8 protein-coding genes are annotated in these 17,269 nt (G+C 59.5%); all 8 read right to left on the bottom strand.

What is annotated here, in order from left to right:
* Nucleotides 1-154: 154 nt before the first annotated feature.
* Nucleotides 155-1,261, bottom strand: coding sequence for a tryptophan 7-halogenase (locus BM400_RS09335; protein ID WP_089838732.1), 1,107 nt, complete (start codon nt 1,259-1,261; stop codon nt 155-157).
* Nucleotides 1,261-1,686 (bottom strand): hypothetical protein, encoded by a 426-nt coding sequence (locus BM400_RS09330; RefSeq protein WP_089838731.1) that lies wholly within the window; start codon nt 1,684-1,686, stop codon nt 1,261-1,263. The genes BM400_RS09335 and BM400_RS09330 overlap by 1 nt, the downstream gene beginning before the upstream one ends.
* 20 nt (nt 1,687-1,706) lie before the next feature.
* Nucleotides 1,707-4,424: a LodA/GoxA family CTQ-dependent oxidase gene (locus BM400_RS09325; RefSeq protein ID WP_089838729.1), complete on the bottom strand. Its 2,718-nt coding sequence runs from the start codon at nt 4,422-4,424 to the stop codon at nt 1,707-1,709.
* A 46-nt stretch (nt 4,425-4,470) separates the two neighbouring features.
* Nucleotides 4,471-6,486, bottom strand: a complete 2,016-nt coding sequence (locus tag BM400_RS09320; RefSeq protein ID WP_089838727.1) for a tyrosinase family protein — start codon at nt 6,484-6,486, stop codon at nt 4,471-4,473.
* A 456-nt stretch (nt 6,487-6,942) separates the two neighbouring features.
* A complete protein-coding gene (locus tag BM400_RS09315) occupies nt 6,943-10,467 on the bottom strand; it encodes a TonB-dependent receptor (RefSeq protein WP_175528943.1) in 3,525 nt (1,174 codons plus the stop codon).
* A gap of 222 nt (nt 10,468-10,689) precedes the next feature.
* Nucleotides 10,690-11,331, bottom strand: a complete 642-nt coding sequence (locus BM400_RS09310; RefSeq protein WP_089838723.1) for a response regulator — start codon at nt 11,329-11,331, stop codon at nt 10,690-10,692.
* The gene (locus BM400_RS09305; protein ID WP_175528942.1) at nt 11,315-13,423 is read right to left on the bottom strand and encodes a histidine kinase; all 2,109 of its coding nucleotides are present in this window, start codon (nt 13,421-13,423) and stop codon (nt 11,315-11,317) included. Before BM400_RS09305 ends, BM400_RS09310 begins: the two co-directional genes overlap by 17 nt.
* Before the next feature lie 190 nt (nt 13,424-13,613).
* Nucleotides 13,614-17,171 (bottom strand): TonB-dependent receptor, encoded by a 3,558-nt coding sequence (locus BM400_RS09300; RefSeq protein WP_089838719.1) that lies wholly within the window; start codon nt 17,169-17,171, stop codon nt 13,614-13,616.
* Nucleotides 17,172-17,269 lie beyond the last annotated feature (98 nt).

The following is a 17,269-nucleotide window of genomic DNA, read 5'->3' as shown; positions in this document are numbered from 1 at the left end:
GTGAGCAGCACGCTATCCACGTAGTGAAACGGCACACCCATCAGGCTGCAGAGAGCTGCCAGCAGAGGCCAGCAAAGCGGACAGCCAAGCTTCGGCACGCAAATCATGCAGACCGTAGCCGATGCCGCCGATCTCGATGGAGATATCAATTTCATCAGGCGGCCTCTTCCAAACGCACGCCGTGACGACGGCTCCAGAACGGCATATCGGGCCAACGCATCTCATGCGCGTAGTGGACAGCGTGCATGCGCAGGAAGCCTTCCATGTGACGCGCCATCAACGCACCATAGCGGCTGTGCGCCTCATGCGCTCTTCCCTGCAAGGCATCGACTGCGACGAACGAAGCCAGCACGCCCGAATGGAGAGCTTTCGTGATGCCCTGCGCAGCCAAGGGGTCGCAGCTCGCAAGCGCATCTCCAGTCGCCAGCCAGCCATCACCGCCAGCTACGCTCAACGCGCCGGTCGAGGCGGGACGCACAACGATCTCATCGCCGCACTCCACATCATGGACAAGCTTGGCAACATGCTCGGTCTCATCGAACAATGCAGTCCAGGCCTCTGAGGACGGCAAACCCCGCTCGCGCGCAAGGTCCACATCGGAAAGAAAACTCACGATGCGTCGTCCACCGGGGAGCGGTGCCGTGTACCACCAACCATGCCGGCACGCCTCGATCGCAATGCTTTTCTCATCGCACTCGCCTTCGCGAAAAAAACGCGAGTACGCGATGAGACGATCGAGCATTTGCGGCCTGACACCTTGACCGCGCGCAAACGCACAACGCCGTCCCGTCGCTTCCACCACGAAGCGTGACAACACAGAAGCACCATCGCTCAGCTCAAGGTGCCAATCCTCTCCCTCGCGCTCGGCAGCGCGCAAGCTGCAGGCCCTTCGCACCTGCGCTCCGCTGGCCTCCGCATGAAAACACAGCGCCGCATCGAAGCGGTTGCGGTCAAGATGAAAGCCCTGCCCCGCTGCCGAAAAGAGGTGATGCGTCTCCAGCAGGCGCGCATCGCCCCATGCCGATGAAGCGATATGCGACGACGAACTCATACCCACCAGCCTCTCCTTGGAAAAGCCAATCTGGCGCAGCACCGGCAGAGCCGCCGCCGGAAGCACTTCCCCAATGCGCTGCTCCTCGAAACGCGTCCGTTCCAACAGAAGCACCGTGAGCCCCGGAAACCTTCGACACAGCGACGCAGCGCATGCCGAGCCTGCCGGTCCAGCACCGATCACCGCGACGTCGAACCGAGTGCCAGCCATCAGCTCGGATCCACCTTCACCGCATAGAACGACGCAACCACCCCCGCAGGCGACACACCGCCATTGCCGGAGGAGTGAGGAATCGTCCGGACCACGGACCCGACCATCGCCGTCTTCTGTAACGTCGCCGTGCTGTTCGGCCACACCGGCACCAGCCAGGCGATGTAGTCGTAAATCCACTCCTCGCCGCTCACCAGGCCTTTACCCTGAAAGCGCACCTGCGCGGGCGAGCCGTATCCACGCGATCCGTGCAGCGCAAGCGACCAACCATCGCCGCCGATCGTGCCGGTAAGAAGCTCCATCGGTCCGTCGTCGATGACGATGGTTCCTACACCAAACTCCAGACTGTTGAACGGGACCGACGCATCCGTCTGATTCAACAAGCTGCGATACGTCCAACTGCCCACAAATGGGTTATCTGCCATGTGCTTCCTCCATCCGCGCTTTAGGCGGATTGATCGTTCAGGTTGCGCTCCACGCCGATGTACTTCTGATTCGGCGAAGGCTGGTTCAGGTCACTCTGCGGCTTGGTGTAGGGGTTGCGCACCACGAAGCTGAATCGCGGCCACTCCGTCACCATCTTCAAATCGCCCGCCAGCGTCTGCGGGACACCCTGCGCCCACGCAAGATAAAGCAGGTTCGGAGCCTCGTCCGTCCCGACGTTCTCGAACACCTGCATCGGCCGATGCGCCGGCCACCACAGCGTCTCCCACACCATCGCCTCCCGCTTCATCCACGGGTCTTTCGGGTTCTTCGGGTTGATGGTGTTCCAGAGCTCGTACGTCACATCGATATCCTGCGTCGAGCACTCGTTGAAGTCCGCCTGCCATGGCAGAGCCATCATCTTCGTCAGGTCTCCCGGTTGCAAACCCGCCTTGTAATCGCTCGACTGGCTCAGCGGACTGGAGATGTAGCCGATGTAACGCTGCTCCGGCGTCTGATTCTGATTCTGGTTGGCGGCTGTCTGCTGAAACGTGTAGCAACTGGGGTCGGCCTTGATGCGGTAAGGCTCTGCATAGATCGATGGATTGCGAATAATCCAGCCCACCTCCGCACCTGGGCAGAACGCTCCCCCGGCAAGGTTCGTGAGGACGTTCTGGTCGAGCTCGCGCCCCGTCCTGTTGACGACATCCTTGTAGGGCTCCCACGGATCGATCGCATCCTTCGGCACCCAGCCCTCTTCAATCTCGTTGAAGAACTTGCCCTGCATCCACTGGCGCAGCAGATACAACTGCACATCCGTCAACCGCAGAAACTTTGAGGGAAGATCGTTCGAGATAGGATTGTCGCCGCTGAGCAAAGGCATCAGCGGGAGATGATGCACGCGACTGGTCGGCTTGGCTTCCACACGGAAGATATTTTCTTCACTCTCTTTGCGAAGCAGATCGTACAGATAAGTGCGATAGCGCAGATACGGATCGACCGTGCTCTCCACCTTCACCTTCGCGAGCTGCGTTGCCAGCATGGTGCCGGAGCGGTACGCCGTGTACAAACGGTCAAGCGCCGCACCAACGGCATCGCCAGGACGCGGCGGCTTTTGCACTGCAAGCGCGGCCTTCAGGAGATGCTTCTGTTCCGCAGTCTCCGCATTTGCAAGCTGCGTCGAAAGCTGCTCTCCCATTTCCTTCAGTACCGCCTTGAGATGCGCAGAAGCGGCCAGGTAGGCGTTGTTCGTATCGCTCTCCGGCTCCTGCGCATTCGCATACGCCAACTCCCAGCGTGCAACATAAGCCGTTACATCCTCAGGACTCACCCCGCCGGCCGCCACGTCAGCAAACGCCTTCAAAGCCTTGAGCAGCGAAGTCCGTATATCCGCGCTCTGCACCGCGGCCAGAAGCCGTGGCTTGTCGTTGAAACGCTTCGAAGTCTGGATCTGCAAGTCGAGCATCATCAACGCCGCTTCCAGTTCGTCCATGAAGAGTTCGCCCGACTGATTCGCAGTCGTCGAGCGCACACTGCCGCGCGTATATGCCACCTCGTTCACCTGCGGAGGCACCTGCAGCTTCTCCACATCGAAGTTGCCGCGCTTGGTCTGATTGTGCGGATAGTTCGACTGCTGCAGCACGTTGGTCAGATAGGTGTACTCATCCGCGCGAAAGAGAATCGGCCAGATATCGCGGAAGAACCACGGCTTATAGTCGGGATTCCACATCAGGTTGGAAGCCTGCCAGAGCGCCAACGCTTCCATATCGGTCGGGTCGATGACCTGCGGCTGCGCGAACGTACCTGCCTTGCCATAGAAGTTCGTGCGATAGGCAAACTGGGTCACCGCCGTGTTGAAGACCACGTCGTCCAGCGTGATCATATCCAGGATCTCCGGCACATACGCGGGGTACGCGCACACCACCCACGCCGGATAGTCGACGTCGATATAGCGCGTGGCCGTAACCTCCTCCGAATACATAATCAGCCGCGCCATCACTGGCCCATCCGACGTGTCGTCGAACCATCCATCGGTGTTCGCGTAGCTATCGATGCGCGGCTGCCCCAGCCCCTTCAGGTACGATCCCGAGTTCCCATGCCCACCCAGCACGAGTAACTGCCCCGCCGTGTTCGTCAGCAGAGCGCCGAGAGTATCGATCTTTCGTGGCTCCAGCTTCTCCGGGGGAAAGGTCGGCGAGTATTGGTTGACGTCCGTGCGGTCGAAGCTTGCACTGCCGTTATCCTTATCCACCACACGCGGCCCCGGATCGATGATCAGCGTCTGCCGCTCATTCGGATCGGTGACGCTGGCGTTGCGCAGTGGATGCCCATCGAGATAGCCGTGTTCGCCTTCGAGTTGCTGGAACTCGTACCATGCCGACTTCTTGTTCGCGAGATACACCCGCCATTGAATGTCCACCAGCTTCCCGTGATTCCCGCCGCCCTCCACAGGATCGCCCAACTCGAGCGGACGCCCCTCCGGACTCCTCTCGTCGTAGACATATACCTGGAAGCGCGCAGCCTGCCGACGGATACGGCCTGCCTTGTCCTTGAACTTGGTGATCGTCAACGGTGTCTTGCCGTCGACATCGAGCAGCGGATTGCCCTGCGCATCGCAGGCAATCGGCAGCGCAGCAGGCGTCTCCGGCGAGATACAAAACTCGTCCGGGCTGTTCCCCAGACGCGCAATGCCAATGGCGGGATGAATCTTGTACTGCGGAATCACTCTTGGTTCGCTCACGAACGAAGTCCTTTCTGCAACAGCTCAATCTTGATGTGGAGAAGTTTTAGTCGAGGAAGTTCAGCGAAACGCCATCCATTCGCAGCAACTCGCGATCTTCCTCGTAGTCCGCTCCAATCACCACCAGGGTGATCGCGATCGAAGACGCACCTGCGTCAAACAACCGGCGGGCACACGCCGTCACGTTCACGCGATGGTTGCGCGGGGCGTTGTGGCTACGCGGTCGAAGGTCATACCTGCTCCGCTGCGGCACCGCACAGTGTCCGGGGCCACCAATGCAGTCCCCATGTCCGAAGATCGCCAGGTACCCCGCATAGTTCGCATGATCGATCGGCGTGTTCGCATTCGCATCGGGAAGGTTCAGAAACACCCGCACAAATCCCGATCGCGGCAACTGCGGTACGCGATGCAGCCGCACCTCCGCGGAACGGAACGAGCCGCGCACCGTAGGCGCAATCTCCAGTGGCTTTGACACAAACCGCGCGACAGGCGACGCCGCCCCAACCGGCAACAGGCATGTGCTCTTCACGTACTCGTAGCCGAAGCGCCGCATCTCCAGCGTGTCGTGGATGGTGTAGCTCCAGGGCGTCAATACCGAGTCGAGATCCGCAGGAAGTCCGCTCGGGTTCAACTCCTGCCACTCATGCCAGATGCGGTCGATGTTCACATGAATGCACCAGAAGATGGGATCGTACGAAGCAGTCAGGTTGCTGAACATGTCTCCCAGCGCCGGCTGGCTATAGAGATCCGATTTCTTGTGAAACCGCCTTCCCGCAACCCGCACGCTCTTGTTGCGATCCTTCGTGTCACCCGCATCTTCCTTGGCCTGCGGGTTCATCCCTCCAGTCCAGATGTGCATCGTATTGTGCGGATTCTGGTCCAGGAAGCCGAACGCATCGTCATAGCTGCTTCCACCACCGAAGTCGCGGAAGCTGCGCAGGCTCAGAATCTGCGCCATGTCATCGGCCGTAGGGTAGTGGTAGTGAATCTGCTTGTTGATCGTCTGCCCTTTGAACTGCCCCGGATACCGCAGCGGGTACCACAAAGGATTGGCCGCCAGCAGCGCGTCGATAAAGCGCTCCCGCGCCACACCCGTCGTGTACTGCGCTCCAATTGCGCCGCCCACCGCATCGAAGAAGTCAGTCTGCCGTGCGAAACGCTCACCCACCAACGGCTCGAGTCCATCTACCGGGATGCCATGATCCGCAAGAAACGGCAGAGACTCCTTACGCAGAAACGCCTTCAGCGCCGGCGGAATGATCTCTCCTTCAGCAGGCCTGGCCGGCACATACTGTGGCATCGTGAAGTCCCAGTACGGCAGTGTCACATCGGGACAGATATCTTGAATCACCTGCTCCAGCTCATACAGGTAGACGCGATGCCACGGCAAAAACCGCTCCCATCCATGCTGACAGTGGTTCTGGTGAATCAGCGCGACATTGTTATAGTTGCGCGCATCGTCCGGCCAGTCATTCAGCGCGTAGAGTTCTCCAAAGGCATAGCGCAGGCGCTCAATCTGATCCTCCGACATGCAGTCGATGTTCATCCTCTGCCGCAGCTCGCCATTTTGATACTTGTATTCGTTTGTCGCGCCCTGGTACTCCGCGTAGGCAGCGCCAGCGTCCGCATAGGCGGAAGGTTCTACCCGCACACGAACCTGATCAGCACTCCAGTCGCCGCGCCCAACGACATACTCCTGCCCGATCGGTGCGTCTTCCGGAGCGCCATCGGCGATCCACGCCTCGATCAGTGCGATCTCCTCCGCCTTCATCGCACTCTTACCCCACGGCAGCCTGGGATACTGGGACTGATCGAACGGAAATTCTCCCTTCAATCCAAGCACCAGCGCGGAAGCTACCGCTCCCCCAGGCGTGCTGGAGCAACAACTCTTCTTCACGGCTACACTCACCAGAGGAAGTCCACCTAAGGTGCTATTCAGGAACTCCTGTCGCGTCATCGTCCACAGGCTAAGTCCGGCAAACGCCGAAGCATCCCCATGACTCACATCTTCAAGAAGCTGTAGAACCTGCTTGAAAGAAAGACTTACTGCCGCAATTGCCATGTAACACCTCACTGAAGCTGTCATCCACACGCACGAAACCACATCATCAACGCGCAGGTTCGCCTACGCCCGGCTCACGCAGGCATAGCGAATACAGACTCAGTGAGGGGTAAAACAGACACGCAATGGCAGCAATACTCTGGAGGCCCGGAAACTTCTTAGGTGTCAGTGAAGCCAATGTAGACCTTCACGGGTTCCTCGTCAAGCGGCGTAGATGGAATCCTTTTTCCGGTCCGAAAAATTCATTCCTTACCTATTCACGGCAGATCCCGAAGTAATACAAAAGCATGAAATATTCCGCAATCAACTCGTCCCAATAAAATCTGGTAAAAGCTCGACAACTAGCTTTGACAGATAAGTACGACATCCGAACCTTATAAGTTTCGAAAGAAAAAAGTCCAGCATCCGTAGATGCTGGACTCTCTTTGGAAACACGAACAACAAGTTGCATCCACGCTAGAAGGCATACTTCAGCGAGAACTGCGCGACACGCGGACCTCCCTGTGTGGACGTGATCGTCCCAAACGATGTGCTGCTGCTGATGGGATTGCTCGTATTCGGATTGCCGAGTTCGGTATGGTTCAGCACGTCGAAGTACTCCGCTCTGAACTCGAGTGCAGACTCACGATAGATCCGGAACGACCGGATCACCGCAGCATCCATGTTCGTATACCCGGGACCACGCAGCGTTCCCTTCACCACGTTGCCGAAGCCCGTACCGGGACCGGTATTGGCAGGCACGGAGAACGCCGCATTGTTCAACCAGTTCACGCACGACTTGCCTGCCTGGCAATCCCCCGCGTTCGACGCATCGCGCGAATAGGCAGGCTTCGTGAAGTCGCGCTGCGCACGATCCTGGCTCAGCCCGGTCAGCGAGTTGTCCGTTCCGGTGTAAGCTGTCAGCGAGTCTCCCGAGTGATGCTGCACCAGCCCCGTAATTCTCCAACCATTCAGAAGGAAGTTCGCTGGAGCGAATGACGTATACGCCTTCGGAAACTTGTACACGTACGATGCCGAGACGACCTGAGGGTGATCGATATCCGAGATACCCCGGTCGAGCGCCTTGATGTCCGTGACATAAGCCGCCGCGGGAATGCCCGTCGCGTTCGACGGATAGAGTGGATAAACATACGAAGCACCGGCGTTGAGATCCTCCGTGTTGGAGATCCTCGTCGCCTGCGGCATATCGTCCAGCGACTTCGAGAATGTGTAGTTGAGCAGGAGCGAAAGCCCATGGCTCATCTTCTTTTCAAGCGTTGCCTGGAAGGAGTTGAAGTTGGCATTCCCAATCATCGCCGCCATGATGATCTGCGAATAGTTGGCATTGCACCCCGTCGCGGAAGCGCACGGACCGATCGTGGGCGCGGTGTTATAAACGCGCCGCGCGTTCGTGCTCAAACCGGAGCCGTTGTTGACCGAGGGATTGATCTCCAGGTTCACAAACTGATGACGCGACACCGAACCCACGTACGCAAACCGAGCAGACCAGCTTGGCGCGAGCTGCTGCTCGACGATCAGGTTGAAGTCGTCGGTAACAGGAATCTGGAAGTTTCCTGAAGGGTCGTACTCTGCAACCGTAATGCCGTTGGGGAACGCCTTCGTGGAAGGAAACGGCAGGCTGAAGGGGAAAGGATTCGGTGTGCTGCCGACCGCGCATCCCGTGCAGTAGGGGTTGCTGAACGGTCCACCGGGATTGGCTCCAGGCGTGGGCCCGGCAAGCCCGGGATTCGTCAGCGTGATGGAGATCGTGTTCGGCACAAAGCTCGCCTGGCTCAGGTTGAAGAAGCCCGGCAGTCTGTCCTGGTAGAAGATGCCGAAGCCGCCGCGCACCGCCGTCTTGCCATTGCCAAACACGTCCAGCGCAAAGCCCACACGCGGCATGAACTGCGTGTACTTGTTCCTCACGCCATTCTTCGGCACCCCCGGATCGCCCGAAAGCAGAAGCCCTGCAGGCAGCGTAGTGAATTGGCTCGTCCCGCGGTTAGCCGCATAGGCGGACGCACTGAACTGCTGCTCCGATCCAATGCGATTCGACCACGGGGCGAACGACTCCCAACGCAGTCCATAGTTGAGCTGAAGTCGCGGCGTTACCTTCCAGCTATCCTGCAGATACACGCCTGGGAAGTGATTCCGGTCATTGACCAACTCATAGTTCCCCTGGCCAAAGCTCGTCATAAAGCCGAGCAGGAAGTTCGCATACGCATTGGGGTACTGGTAGCTCGTCGATCCAATCTTATTGGTCGCCGTGCCGAAGCCAAACGCACCGTACGACTGGAAGACATTCGTCACGTCGAACTTGCTCAGCTCGAAATGACCGCCAAAGCCGATATTATGCGAGCCCTTCACCCAGTGAACATCGTCGTTGAAGGTGTAGTTGTTGCGGCCCCAGCCCGCGAACGCCGAGGACGATGCGCCAAAGTAGCCTGTAATCGTTGCCGCAAGATACGGCCCCGTATCCGGTTGCCAGATGTTCTTCACTCCGAAGGCCGTAATATTCGAACTGCCCGGAGGCCCGCCACGCAACGCAACCTCACGCTGGTAGTTCAACACCAACGAGTTGACCAGGTTCGTCGTAAACACATGCGTGTCGCTCAGAAGCGCGTTCTGATACCGCGTATTGAAGTACGACTGGTAGCTCGCCAGGTTGTTTGGATCGAACACCGCGGCCTGGTTGTAGAAGTTGTAGTAGTACCTGCCGAAGAGATGGTTCTTCGTGCCAAAGTCGTGATCGACGCGTGAGACATACTCATTGAAGTACTGCACGGTCGGCTTGTAGTAGCTCACCAGACCGCCGATCTTGCCCGCCGCTTCCGTGCCCGAGTAGGTCGGAAACACCTTCTGATACGCCACCGCCGCAGGGTCGAAATCCGAAGAAGGAATGCGGTTCAAGGGATACGCCGCATTCGTAAACGGATTCAGAATCTGCTGACTCGCATTCGTGCAGATGTTCTGCGCGTTGAATCCAGCCGCGCACAGATTGCCAAGATCGGCGTACGGCAGCGTGCCGCCGCTTGCGGTGCGGCCCTCCTCCGCCAGCGTCGGAACCGTCGTTGTATTGGCGTTGGAGTTCTGATGGACCAGTGTGTGCTGATAGCCGAAGAAGAACTGCGTCGTTGTTCCCGTAGAGAAGTGCGGAATGATCACCGGGCCGCCGATGGTCCCACCAAACTGGTGCCGGTGCAGGTTATCCGCGGAAGCCGCGAAGTAGGGCTTGGCATTGAAGTAGCCATTGCGCAGAAACTCGAACGCGGAGCCATGGAACTTTCTCGTTCCCGACTTGGTCACGATATTGACCACGGCGCCTGCACTCTGCCCGAACTCAGCGTTGTAGTTGCTCGTTTGCACGCTGAACTCCTGCAAGGCGTCGGGAAACGGAAATGGCCCGTTGACGTTGGTCATCTCGTCCACATTGTTGCCGCCATCCAGCAGATAGTTGGACTGGTTCGGCAGCGTGCCATTGGTGCTGGTAATCACCGCCGCGGGAAACGTCTTGCCATTGCCCTGGTTGGCTCCATTGCCTTCATTCGTCGCATCCACCACGCCGGCGACGAGCGTGATCAGCGCAGCGGCATTCCTCCCATTCAGCGGAAGATCGACAACCCGCTCGCGATCGATTACCTGCGACAGAGTTCCCGTCGTCGTGTCGATCTGCGGCACCGTACTCGTCACCTCAACCGTCTCGCTGACCTCGCCAAGTGCCAGCTTCGGGTTGATCGTCACCGACTGGTCCGCCTGCACGATGATCCCCTTCTGCTGAAAGCTCCGGAAGCCCGTCGTCGTCACCTTCAGCGAGTAGCTCGCAGGTGGAAGCGTCGGGAACACGAACGCACCGCTCTGGCTTGCCGTGGCGGTCGTCTGACGGCCTGTGTCCGTCTGCGTGACCACCACCACGGAACCCGATACCGCCGCCCCGGTCGGATCCGTCACCGTGCCGGAGATGGAACCATAGCCCTGCGCATAGAGGCCCGTTCCAAGGAGCATAAACAGCGTGAGGACAAATGCGGAGCGAAAGCCGCAGTTGCGAACATGGAATACTTTTCCTATTGGTTTCATGGGCCGAAACCTTAGACGCGCGAAACAACGGCAGTCAAGCCCAAGCGGACCCCAAACCAATAGTACAAACGTACTACTCGAAAGCCGCTGGCAGGACTATCCCATAAGCTCCGATTGGCTCACCGCCCGAAGGCCCGGATGGCAAAGCACTCAGTCCGATTCCGCGAGAACGCCGCTCCGTATCGCCGAGGCCACAGCCTCCGTACGGTCGGAAACGCCAAGCTTTTCCATGATGTTGTTCACATGGTTGCGCACGGTGTTATCGCTGATATTTCGATCCTTGCCAATCTGCTTGTTGGTCAGGCCCTGGGCCAAAAGCTCCAGAATCTCGAGTTCACGTCCCGTGAGGTCATCCTTCATCATGCGATCGGCGAGCCTTGCCGCAATGTGCCGCGGAATGTAGCGCTTCCCCTGCATCACGATGAAGATTGCAGCGACCATCTCCGACTCCGGCGTGTCCTTCAGCAGGTACCCCTGCGCCCCAGCCCGAATCGCACGGTAGATATCCTCCTCCTTTGCGGAGTTGGTCAGCACCACGACGCGAGGAGGTGTCTCCAGTTCCTTCAGCGCATGCAGCATGGACACACCATCCATCCCCGGCATCCGCAGGTCGAGCAGAATCAGATCCGGGCGCTCGCACTCGAGGATGGCAAGCGCCTCCTGCCCGGTAGCCGCCGACCCCGCAACCTGAATGCCCGGCTGCGCGCTCAACATACTGGTGAGCCCGGCGCAGACCACGGGATGATCGTCGACGATCAGGAGTCGAATCGGAGCTTCAATCGCGTTGGACATGAATCACACTCCCCCGAAGATACTTCCACAACCGCTTCACCAGTATCGCCAGATTCAGCCCCGGTGGCAGCGGAGCGATCGCTGCGACGCGCGTTCCTCCTCCAGGCTCACTGTCGATATCCAGCGCCGCGGAGATCGAGGCAGCGCGTTTCCGCATACCGCGCAAGCCAAAGCCGAGCAGGTCTCCGCTCTTCGTAAAGCCACACCCGTCATCCGCAAGAACCAGCCGAACACGATCATCCATGAACTCGAGGACGATCTGCAAACGCTCGGGATTGGCATGACGTACGGAGTTCGCAATCGCCTCCTGCCCAATCCGCAGCAGCGCCGCGGCCACCAGCGGAGGAATCGCCCGCGGTTTGCCTACGGAGGAGGTCTCCACCTTCACGGATCCTCCCGCGACCAGCGTACTCGCACACTCACCCAGCGCCGAAAGCAGATCCATCGACGTATCCGCCTCAACGACCGACTGCTCGCTATGCCGCCTGGCCTCCTTGTGACTATGCTGCACAAGCGCCCGCGCAACATCCACCTGGCGCATCAGCATCGCGTTCTCCCCACGCACGCTCTTGCGGATGGCCTGCAGTTGAAACCCGATGCCCGCAAGGCTCTGCGCGAGCGTGTCGTGCATCTCGAACGCCATCCGCTCTCGCTCGTCGAGTACCACCTGCAACTTCCATCGCGCGATCCGCCCACGTATATCCCGCGCCACGAAGATGAGCACAAGCACGGCGAGCACCAGGGCGATATAGATCACGTGCCGCATCGTCCACCACGAGGGCGCCTCGATCACCCGCACATCGTCCGGCGCACGCAGCACGATCTCATAGCGAATCGCGCTGGCCGTCGGACCATCCACATTCCATGTCCCTTCCGCATCGAGCATGCTGATGCCCGAGACGCGCACGATACTTCCCTCCTTCAAATCCTGCAGAGAGTTGAAGCGGCCATTCTCCGAGAGTTGCGCCAGCAGCAGCGTGGACCCCGACTGAATCAGCAGCACGATGCGATAGGGCTCAACAACTCTGCGAAGAAACCGCCCTTCGACACGGACAAGGTTGTGATTGAAGGTGCCCGACGCCAACTCCTGCGCGCTCACCGTCTTCGGTGGCAGCGGATCTCCATGCGCCAGGTTCCGCAGGATGGCATCTTCCAGGATCGGTCCCGTGCTCGTCGGTGCGGGATACCCCGCAGCCTCCACCCGATCCCCAAGTTCGATCGCACTGTTCTGCACGGTGGCGACATACAGTGCGCGCCCATCCTCTTCCAGAATCAGCGACTCACCGGGCTTGTAGTACGTCACCGTCCCGGCAACCTTCACCCGATGCAGATAGTCGGTGCCGCTCCGGTACTGCATCAAACGCTGAATCGGCAGAAGGGGCAAAGACGCGATACTCCGCTCCGGGCCACGCAGCACCCTGATCCCCTCCATCCCCGGCACCATCAGCGTCGGCCCGATGATCTGCCGATTCTGATTCTTGGTGCTGGCAGCAACGGCATGCACCTCAACCAGCGAGTCCGTCAACGCACTGGCTGCGGCCGCATCCTTCTCCGGAAGCGAGGCATAGATCGAGCCATCATCCGTGGCAATCTTCAGCCACAAACGCTGCGATTGCGAATCCCTCGCCCGAAGACCCGCCGATCGAACGATTCCCGACAACGACACGTACTGACAGTCGAGATCGCCCGTATTCAACTCCCGCACCGTGGTGACCGTCGGCTTCGGGAGCGGCCCTGATCCCAGCTTCCGGATCGACACCGGCAGAACTCCCGGAGAGAAACGGCCTTGATGCACAACTCCTTTCAGCTCAATCACGTCATGCACGGAGAGATCGTTGGGATGATCCCGGAAGACCCACACCCCTGCGGTCTGATCCTGCAGAAAGAAGCCGAAGTCCGTGGTGCGCGTGACCACTCCCTTCAGCATCACCGGTTCGTCACGGTACGCGCGATCCGGTGCAAGCGCAAGAATCGAGGCCGCATCCCGATACGTCTGCTGCGCGTGGCACCTGGACGCAAGCCCCAGACACACAAGCAGCACGAGCGCCGTCACGATCCCGTTCCGCAGCCAAGCGCGATGTATTCTCTTCATCCGATCGTCCCAGCACCGCGAATGCGCCACAACCGCCGCGACGGCTGTGGCGCTGCATCTAGGACCATAACAAAAGACCGCGTAATCGGCATCGATCGTCATACCGTATCCAAGTTGCGGGAAGGTATGAAGAAAGCCCCGCGCTCCAGAAGGAACGCGGGGCGGGAGAAACACGTGGTACCGATCCAACTTAGAACGTCAGCTTCAACGCCACCTGCATATTGCGCGGGGAGTTCGCCTGCGCCGTGATAAACCCGAAGCTCGACGATCCGAACGTCGTATTCGGCACGCTGAATTGCACCTTGTTCAACACGTTGAACGCCTCAAGACGGAACTGCAATCCAAGACGATCGTGGATCGGGAAATCCTTCAGCAACGAGACATCGTCCTGGAATCCCACCGGGCTCCGCAGGCTTCCCGAAGACCGCGGTACATTGCCAAGCTCAAACGCCGTCGCCAGCCGGAATGCCGCTGGATTCAGATAGCCCTGCGTCTGTCCCGTTCCGCCAAGACGCTTATGCAGATCGCCCGTAGTCAAAGCGCTCACGCCCGCAACAAAGAAGGGCCTCGATCCCGAGTAGGCCTGTCCGCCCGTCTGTGTGATCGCCAGCGTATAGCCCGACTGCACCGCGACGATCGAGTTCAGCTTCCATCCCCCAATCACCTCGTTCACCAGGCCGCTCACGTTGCCGCCGAACCTCTGTCCACGCCCAAACGGCAGCGTGTAGTTCGCGTTGGCCACAAAGCGCTGCGGGATATCCGTCGCCAGATTCGACCACTCCTTATCCTGAATGTGATAGCTGTTTTGAAAGCCCGGCGTGCCGTTCACATTCAGAAATCCCGTCAACAGCGGAGACGTATTGCCCATCAGCTTCGAGTACGTATAGCTCAGCGTAGCCGTCAGGTTCTTCGAACGCTGAATCGTGATGAACGCCTGCGCCGCATTGAAGATCGAAGCGCCGATTCCAAGCTGGCTCACCGTGAGCGATCCGTTCGCCATGCCCGTGTTCGGTGTGTACTGCGGATAGGCCGAAAGCAACTGCACGCGCTGCACCGTCGCCGCCGTACCCAGCGGCCCAGCATTCGCCACACCGAAGAAAGGATTGGCGACCTGCGCGTTCAGGTAATCGATCTGCGTCTGGCTTCCCGCACTCCCAAAGTACTGATCCCGCAGATCGTTCGGACGCCAGTTGATCGGCAGATGGATCCCATGGCTTCCCACATAGCTCAAGTGGGCCACGATCCCCTTCGCAAGCTGCTGCTCCACACCCGCGTTGAACTGCTCGAAGTACATCAGCGGATTGTTATACAGAGCGCCGCTCACGGAAGTTCCCGTACCGGCCGTCACACCCGCCGCAGGACCGGCCGGCAGGACCACGCCATTCGGAAACGGATTCGCAATCGTGGTCGTCGGGACCGACGTGCTCGTAAAGTTCGTCTGCGTGTTCTGCGCGTAACCAAGCGTGCCTGTGCCGTAGAACCGCTGCGAGGTCGGCAGATACGAGATGCCGTAGCCCGCACGAATCACCGTCCTGTTGGTCGCCTGGAACGCCAGCCCAAGCCGCGGAGCGAACTTGTCCTTGTACGTCATCCACGTGCGCGTCGGAAAGTTCGTTCCCAGATACCGTGCGCCGCCCGTGAACGAAAGCCCCGTCGCTGCCGACAGCGGATTCGTCACGCCGAGATCCAGATCGGCCCACTTGTTATAGCGCTCCGCATAACCCGTCTCGAGTTCGTACCGTAGCCCGAGGTTCACCGTCAGCCGCGAGTTCACCCGATAGTCGTCCTGCAGATAAAACGCGTTGTACCAGGAGTTGTAAGCCGGCTGCACCTGACGCGTCAGCGTAGCCGACGTAAACGTGCCCAGCAGGAACGCCGCGAACGAGTCGAACTGCGCCTGATTCGAGGCCGCAGACGCCGTGACGTTCGGTCCATTCGTAAGCGTCGTGTCGAACGAGATCGACCCCGGACCATTGCTCGCGCTCTGCTGATGCTCCTGGATGCGCCGTCCGTCATACCCGAATGTCAGCGTATGCTTGCCGCGCTGCCACACCGCCGTCGACTCCAGAACATGGGTGTAGTGTTCCCACCGGTTGGTATTCGCCGCATTCGAAAGATTCGCATAGCTGGAGATGCCGATGAACGGCAAACCCTGGATCTGCTGCTGACTGTCGAGATTGGTGAACCCGTACTTCGAAGCCATATACCCCGTGTAGTTCTGCGGAATCTGAAAGTTCTTCTGATAAGCAAACCCATAGTTCGTCTGCAGCAGGAAATTCGGGCTGATCGTCCACGTATCGCCCACAGCGAACAAGTACGCGCGCAGCGTCTGGTTGATGCCGCTCGGCCCCGTCGGCTGGTTGAACAGATCGTTCTCATGGTGCGTGTTCGTGTCCCGCGTGCCGCGCACAAACACGCGCTGCTTCGACGAGAAGTTATGGTCCACGCGGAAGTTGAACTGGTCCACCTGGTCGCTTGTACGGTTCGCATACACATAGTTGTTCGTCAGCCCCGCCACGTTCGGCAGAGGCAGAAACTGCAGCAACTGCTGCGACACCGGGTTGATATTCTGCACAAACTTACCCGCCGCATAGCATCCCGCAGCGTTGCATCCCGCCGGCAGCGGCTGACGCGTATTGCCGCTCGTGCTGGAAGGATCGTAGATCAACCCCGGCGCCTCCGTGAACACGCCCTGCCTCTGCAAAGCCGTCGGCACCGTCGTCGTCACCGGCGCATACAGCACATTGCGCGAGGCCTCCCAACCAAACGTGAAGAACGTCTTGTCTCGTCCGTCGTACACCTTCGGAACATAGACCGGCGCGCCCACAAAGAACCCATACTGGTTGAACTTGTGCGGAGCCCGAAAATCGCTATGCCCCGGCACGGGAGGCTTGTTGTTGTACTTCAAGAAATACGGCGCCCCATCCAGCTTTTCGTTCCGCAGATACTCATACACCGAACCATGCACCTGGTTCGTACCGCTCTTCGACCCGATGTTCAAAATGCCGCCCGAAGACCGCCCGAACTGCGCCGAAGGAACCGACGTGATCACCTTAAACTGATCCACCACCTCCACCGAAGGCGTCAACGCCGGCTGCCCTTGGCAACATACCGTCACCGGCACGCCATCCAACAGAATCTCGTTCGATCCCGCCGCGCCGCCATTCGATTCGAAGTTGTTCGTACCCGCCGCGACCACGGCCCCGCGCACCTGGCTCACCCCTTGCCCGAACCCGCCACCCGGAGCGATACCCGGCGAAAGCGCCGCCAGCCCATACGGATTGCGTCCGTTCAGCGGCAGATCGCTCACCTGTCGCGCGCCGACCGTATAGCTCAGCGTCGCGTCGTTCGTCTCGAGATCCGCCATGCCCGACGACTCCACGTTCACCGTCTCGCTGCTCGATCCCACCGCCAGCGTCAGGTCGATGTTTGCCGTCTGACCCACCGTCAGCACCAGCGTCGTCTCGGTGCTCTTGAAGCCCGTCTGCGTCACCTGCACCTTGTACGGGCCGGTCTGCAAAGACGGAAACGTGTAGATGCCCTGAGCATTGCTCTGCTCCTTCACCACCAGACCCGTGTCGGTCTTGGTCAGCGTTACCTGGGCGTTTGGAAGGATGGCGCCGGTACTGTCCGTCAGTTGGCCGGTAATGACTCCGTTCGCGCCCTGCCCCAGCAAGCCAGCCGGAACCAGCGCCAGCAGCAGGACAAGACCAAGGGAGCGGCAAAGAGAAACGAGTGTGTGCTTCATGGATAGCCTCTCAAAGGGAACTGCAAAACTGTTTCGTCTCGGGGTCCGCGAAGTTCGCAACGCGGATCCAGGCTTCTCTGTTACGGCTCGCAACTATG

Source organism: Granulicella pectinivorans (genome assembly GCF_900114625.1).
Lineage (GTDB): Bacteria > Acidobacteriota > Terriglobia > Terriglobales > Acidobacteriaceae > Edaphobacter > Edaphobacter pectinivorans.
Note: the sequence above shows the minus strand (reverse complement) of the source record. Positions and strands in the feature narration are given on the sequence as shown.

What these genes read in the sequence shown, in the direction of transcription:
- BM400_RS09335 (WP_089838732.1), bottom strand. Translation starts at nt 1,261, where the DNA reads ATGGCTGGCACTCGGTTCGACGTCGCGGTGATCGGTGCTGGACCGGCA.
- BM400_RS09330 (WP_089838731.1), bottom strand. Translation starts at nt 1,686, where the DNA reads ATGGCAGATAACCCATTTGTGGGCAGTTGGACGTATCGCAGCTTGTTG.
- BM400_RS09320 (WP_089838727.1), bottom strand. Translation starts at nt 6,486, where the DNA reads ATGGCAATTGCGGCAGTAAGTCTTTCTTTCAAGCAGGTTCTACAGCTT.
- BM400_RS09315 (WP_175528943.1), bottom strand. Translation starts at nt 10,467, where the DNA reads ATGCTCCTTGGAACGGGCCTCTATGCGCAGGGCTATGGTTCCATCTCC.
- BM400_RS09310 (WP_089838723.1), bottom strand. Translation starts at nt 11,331, where the DNA reads ATGTCCAACGCGATTGAAGCTCCGATTCGACTCCTGATCGTCGACGAT.
- BM400_RS09305 (WP_175528942.1), bottom strand. Translation starts at nt 13,423, where the DNA reads ATGAAGAGAATACATCGCGCTTGGCTGCGGAACGGGATCGTGACGGCG.
- BM400_RS09300 (WP_089838719.1), bottom strand. Translation starts at nt 17,171, where the DNA reads ATGAAGCACACACTCGTTTCTCTTTGCCGCTCCCTTGGTCTTGTCCTG.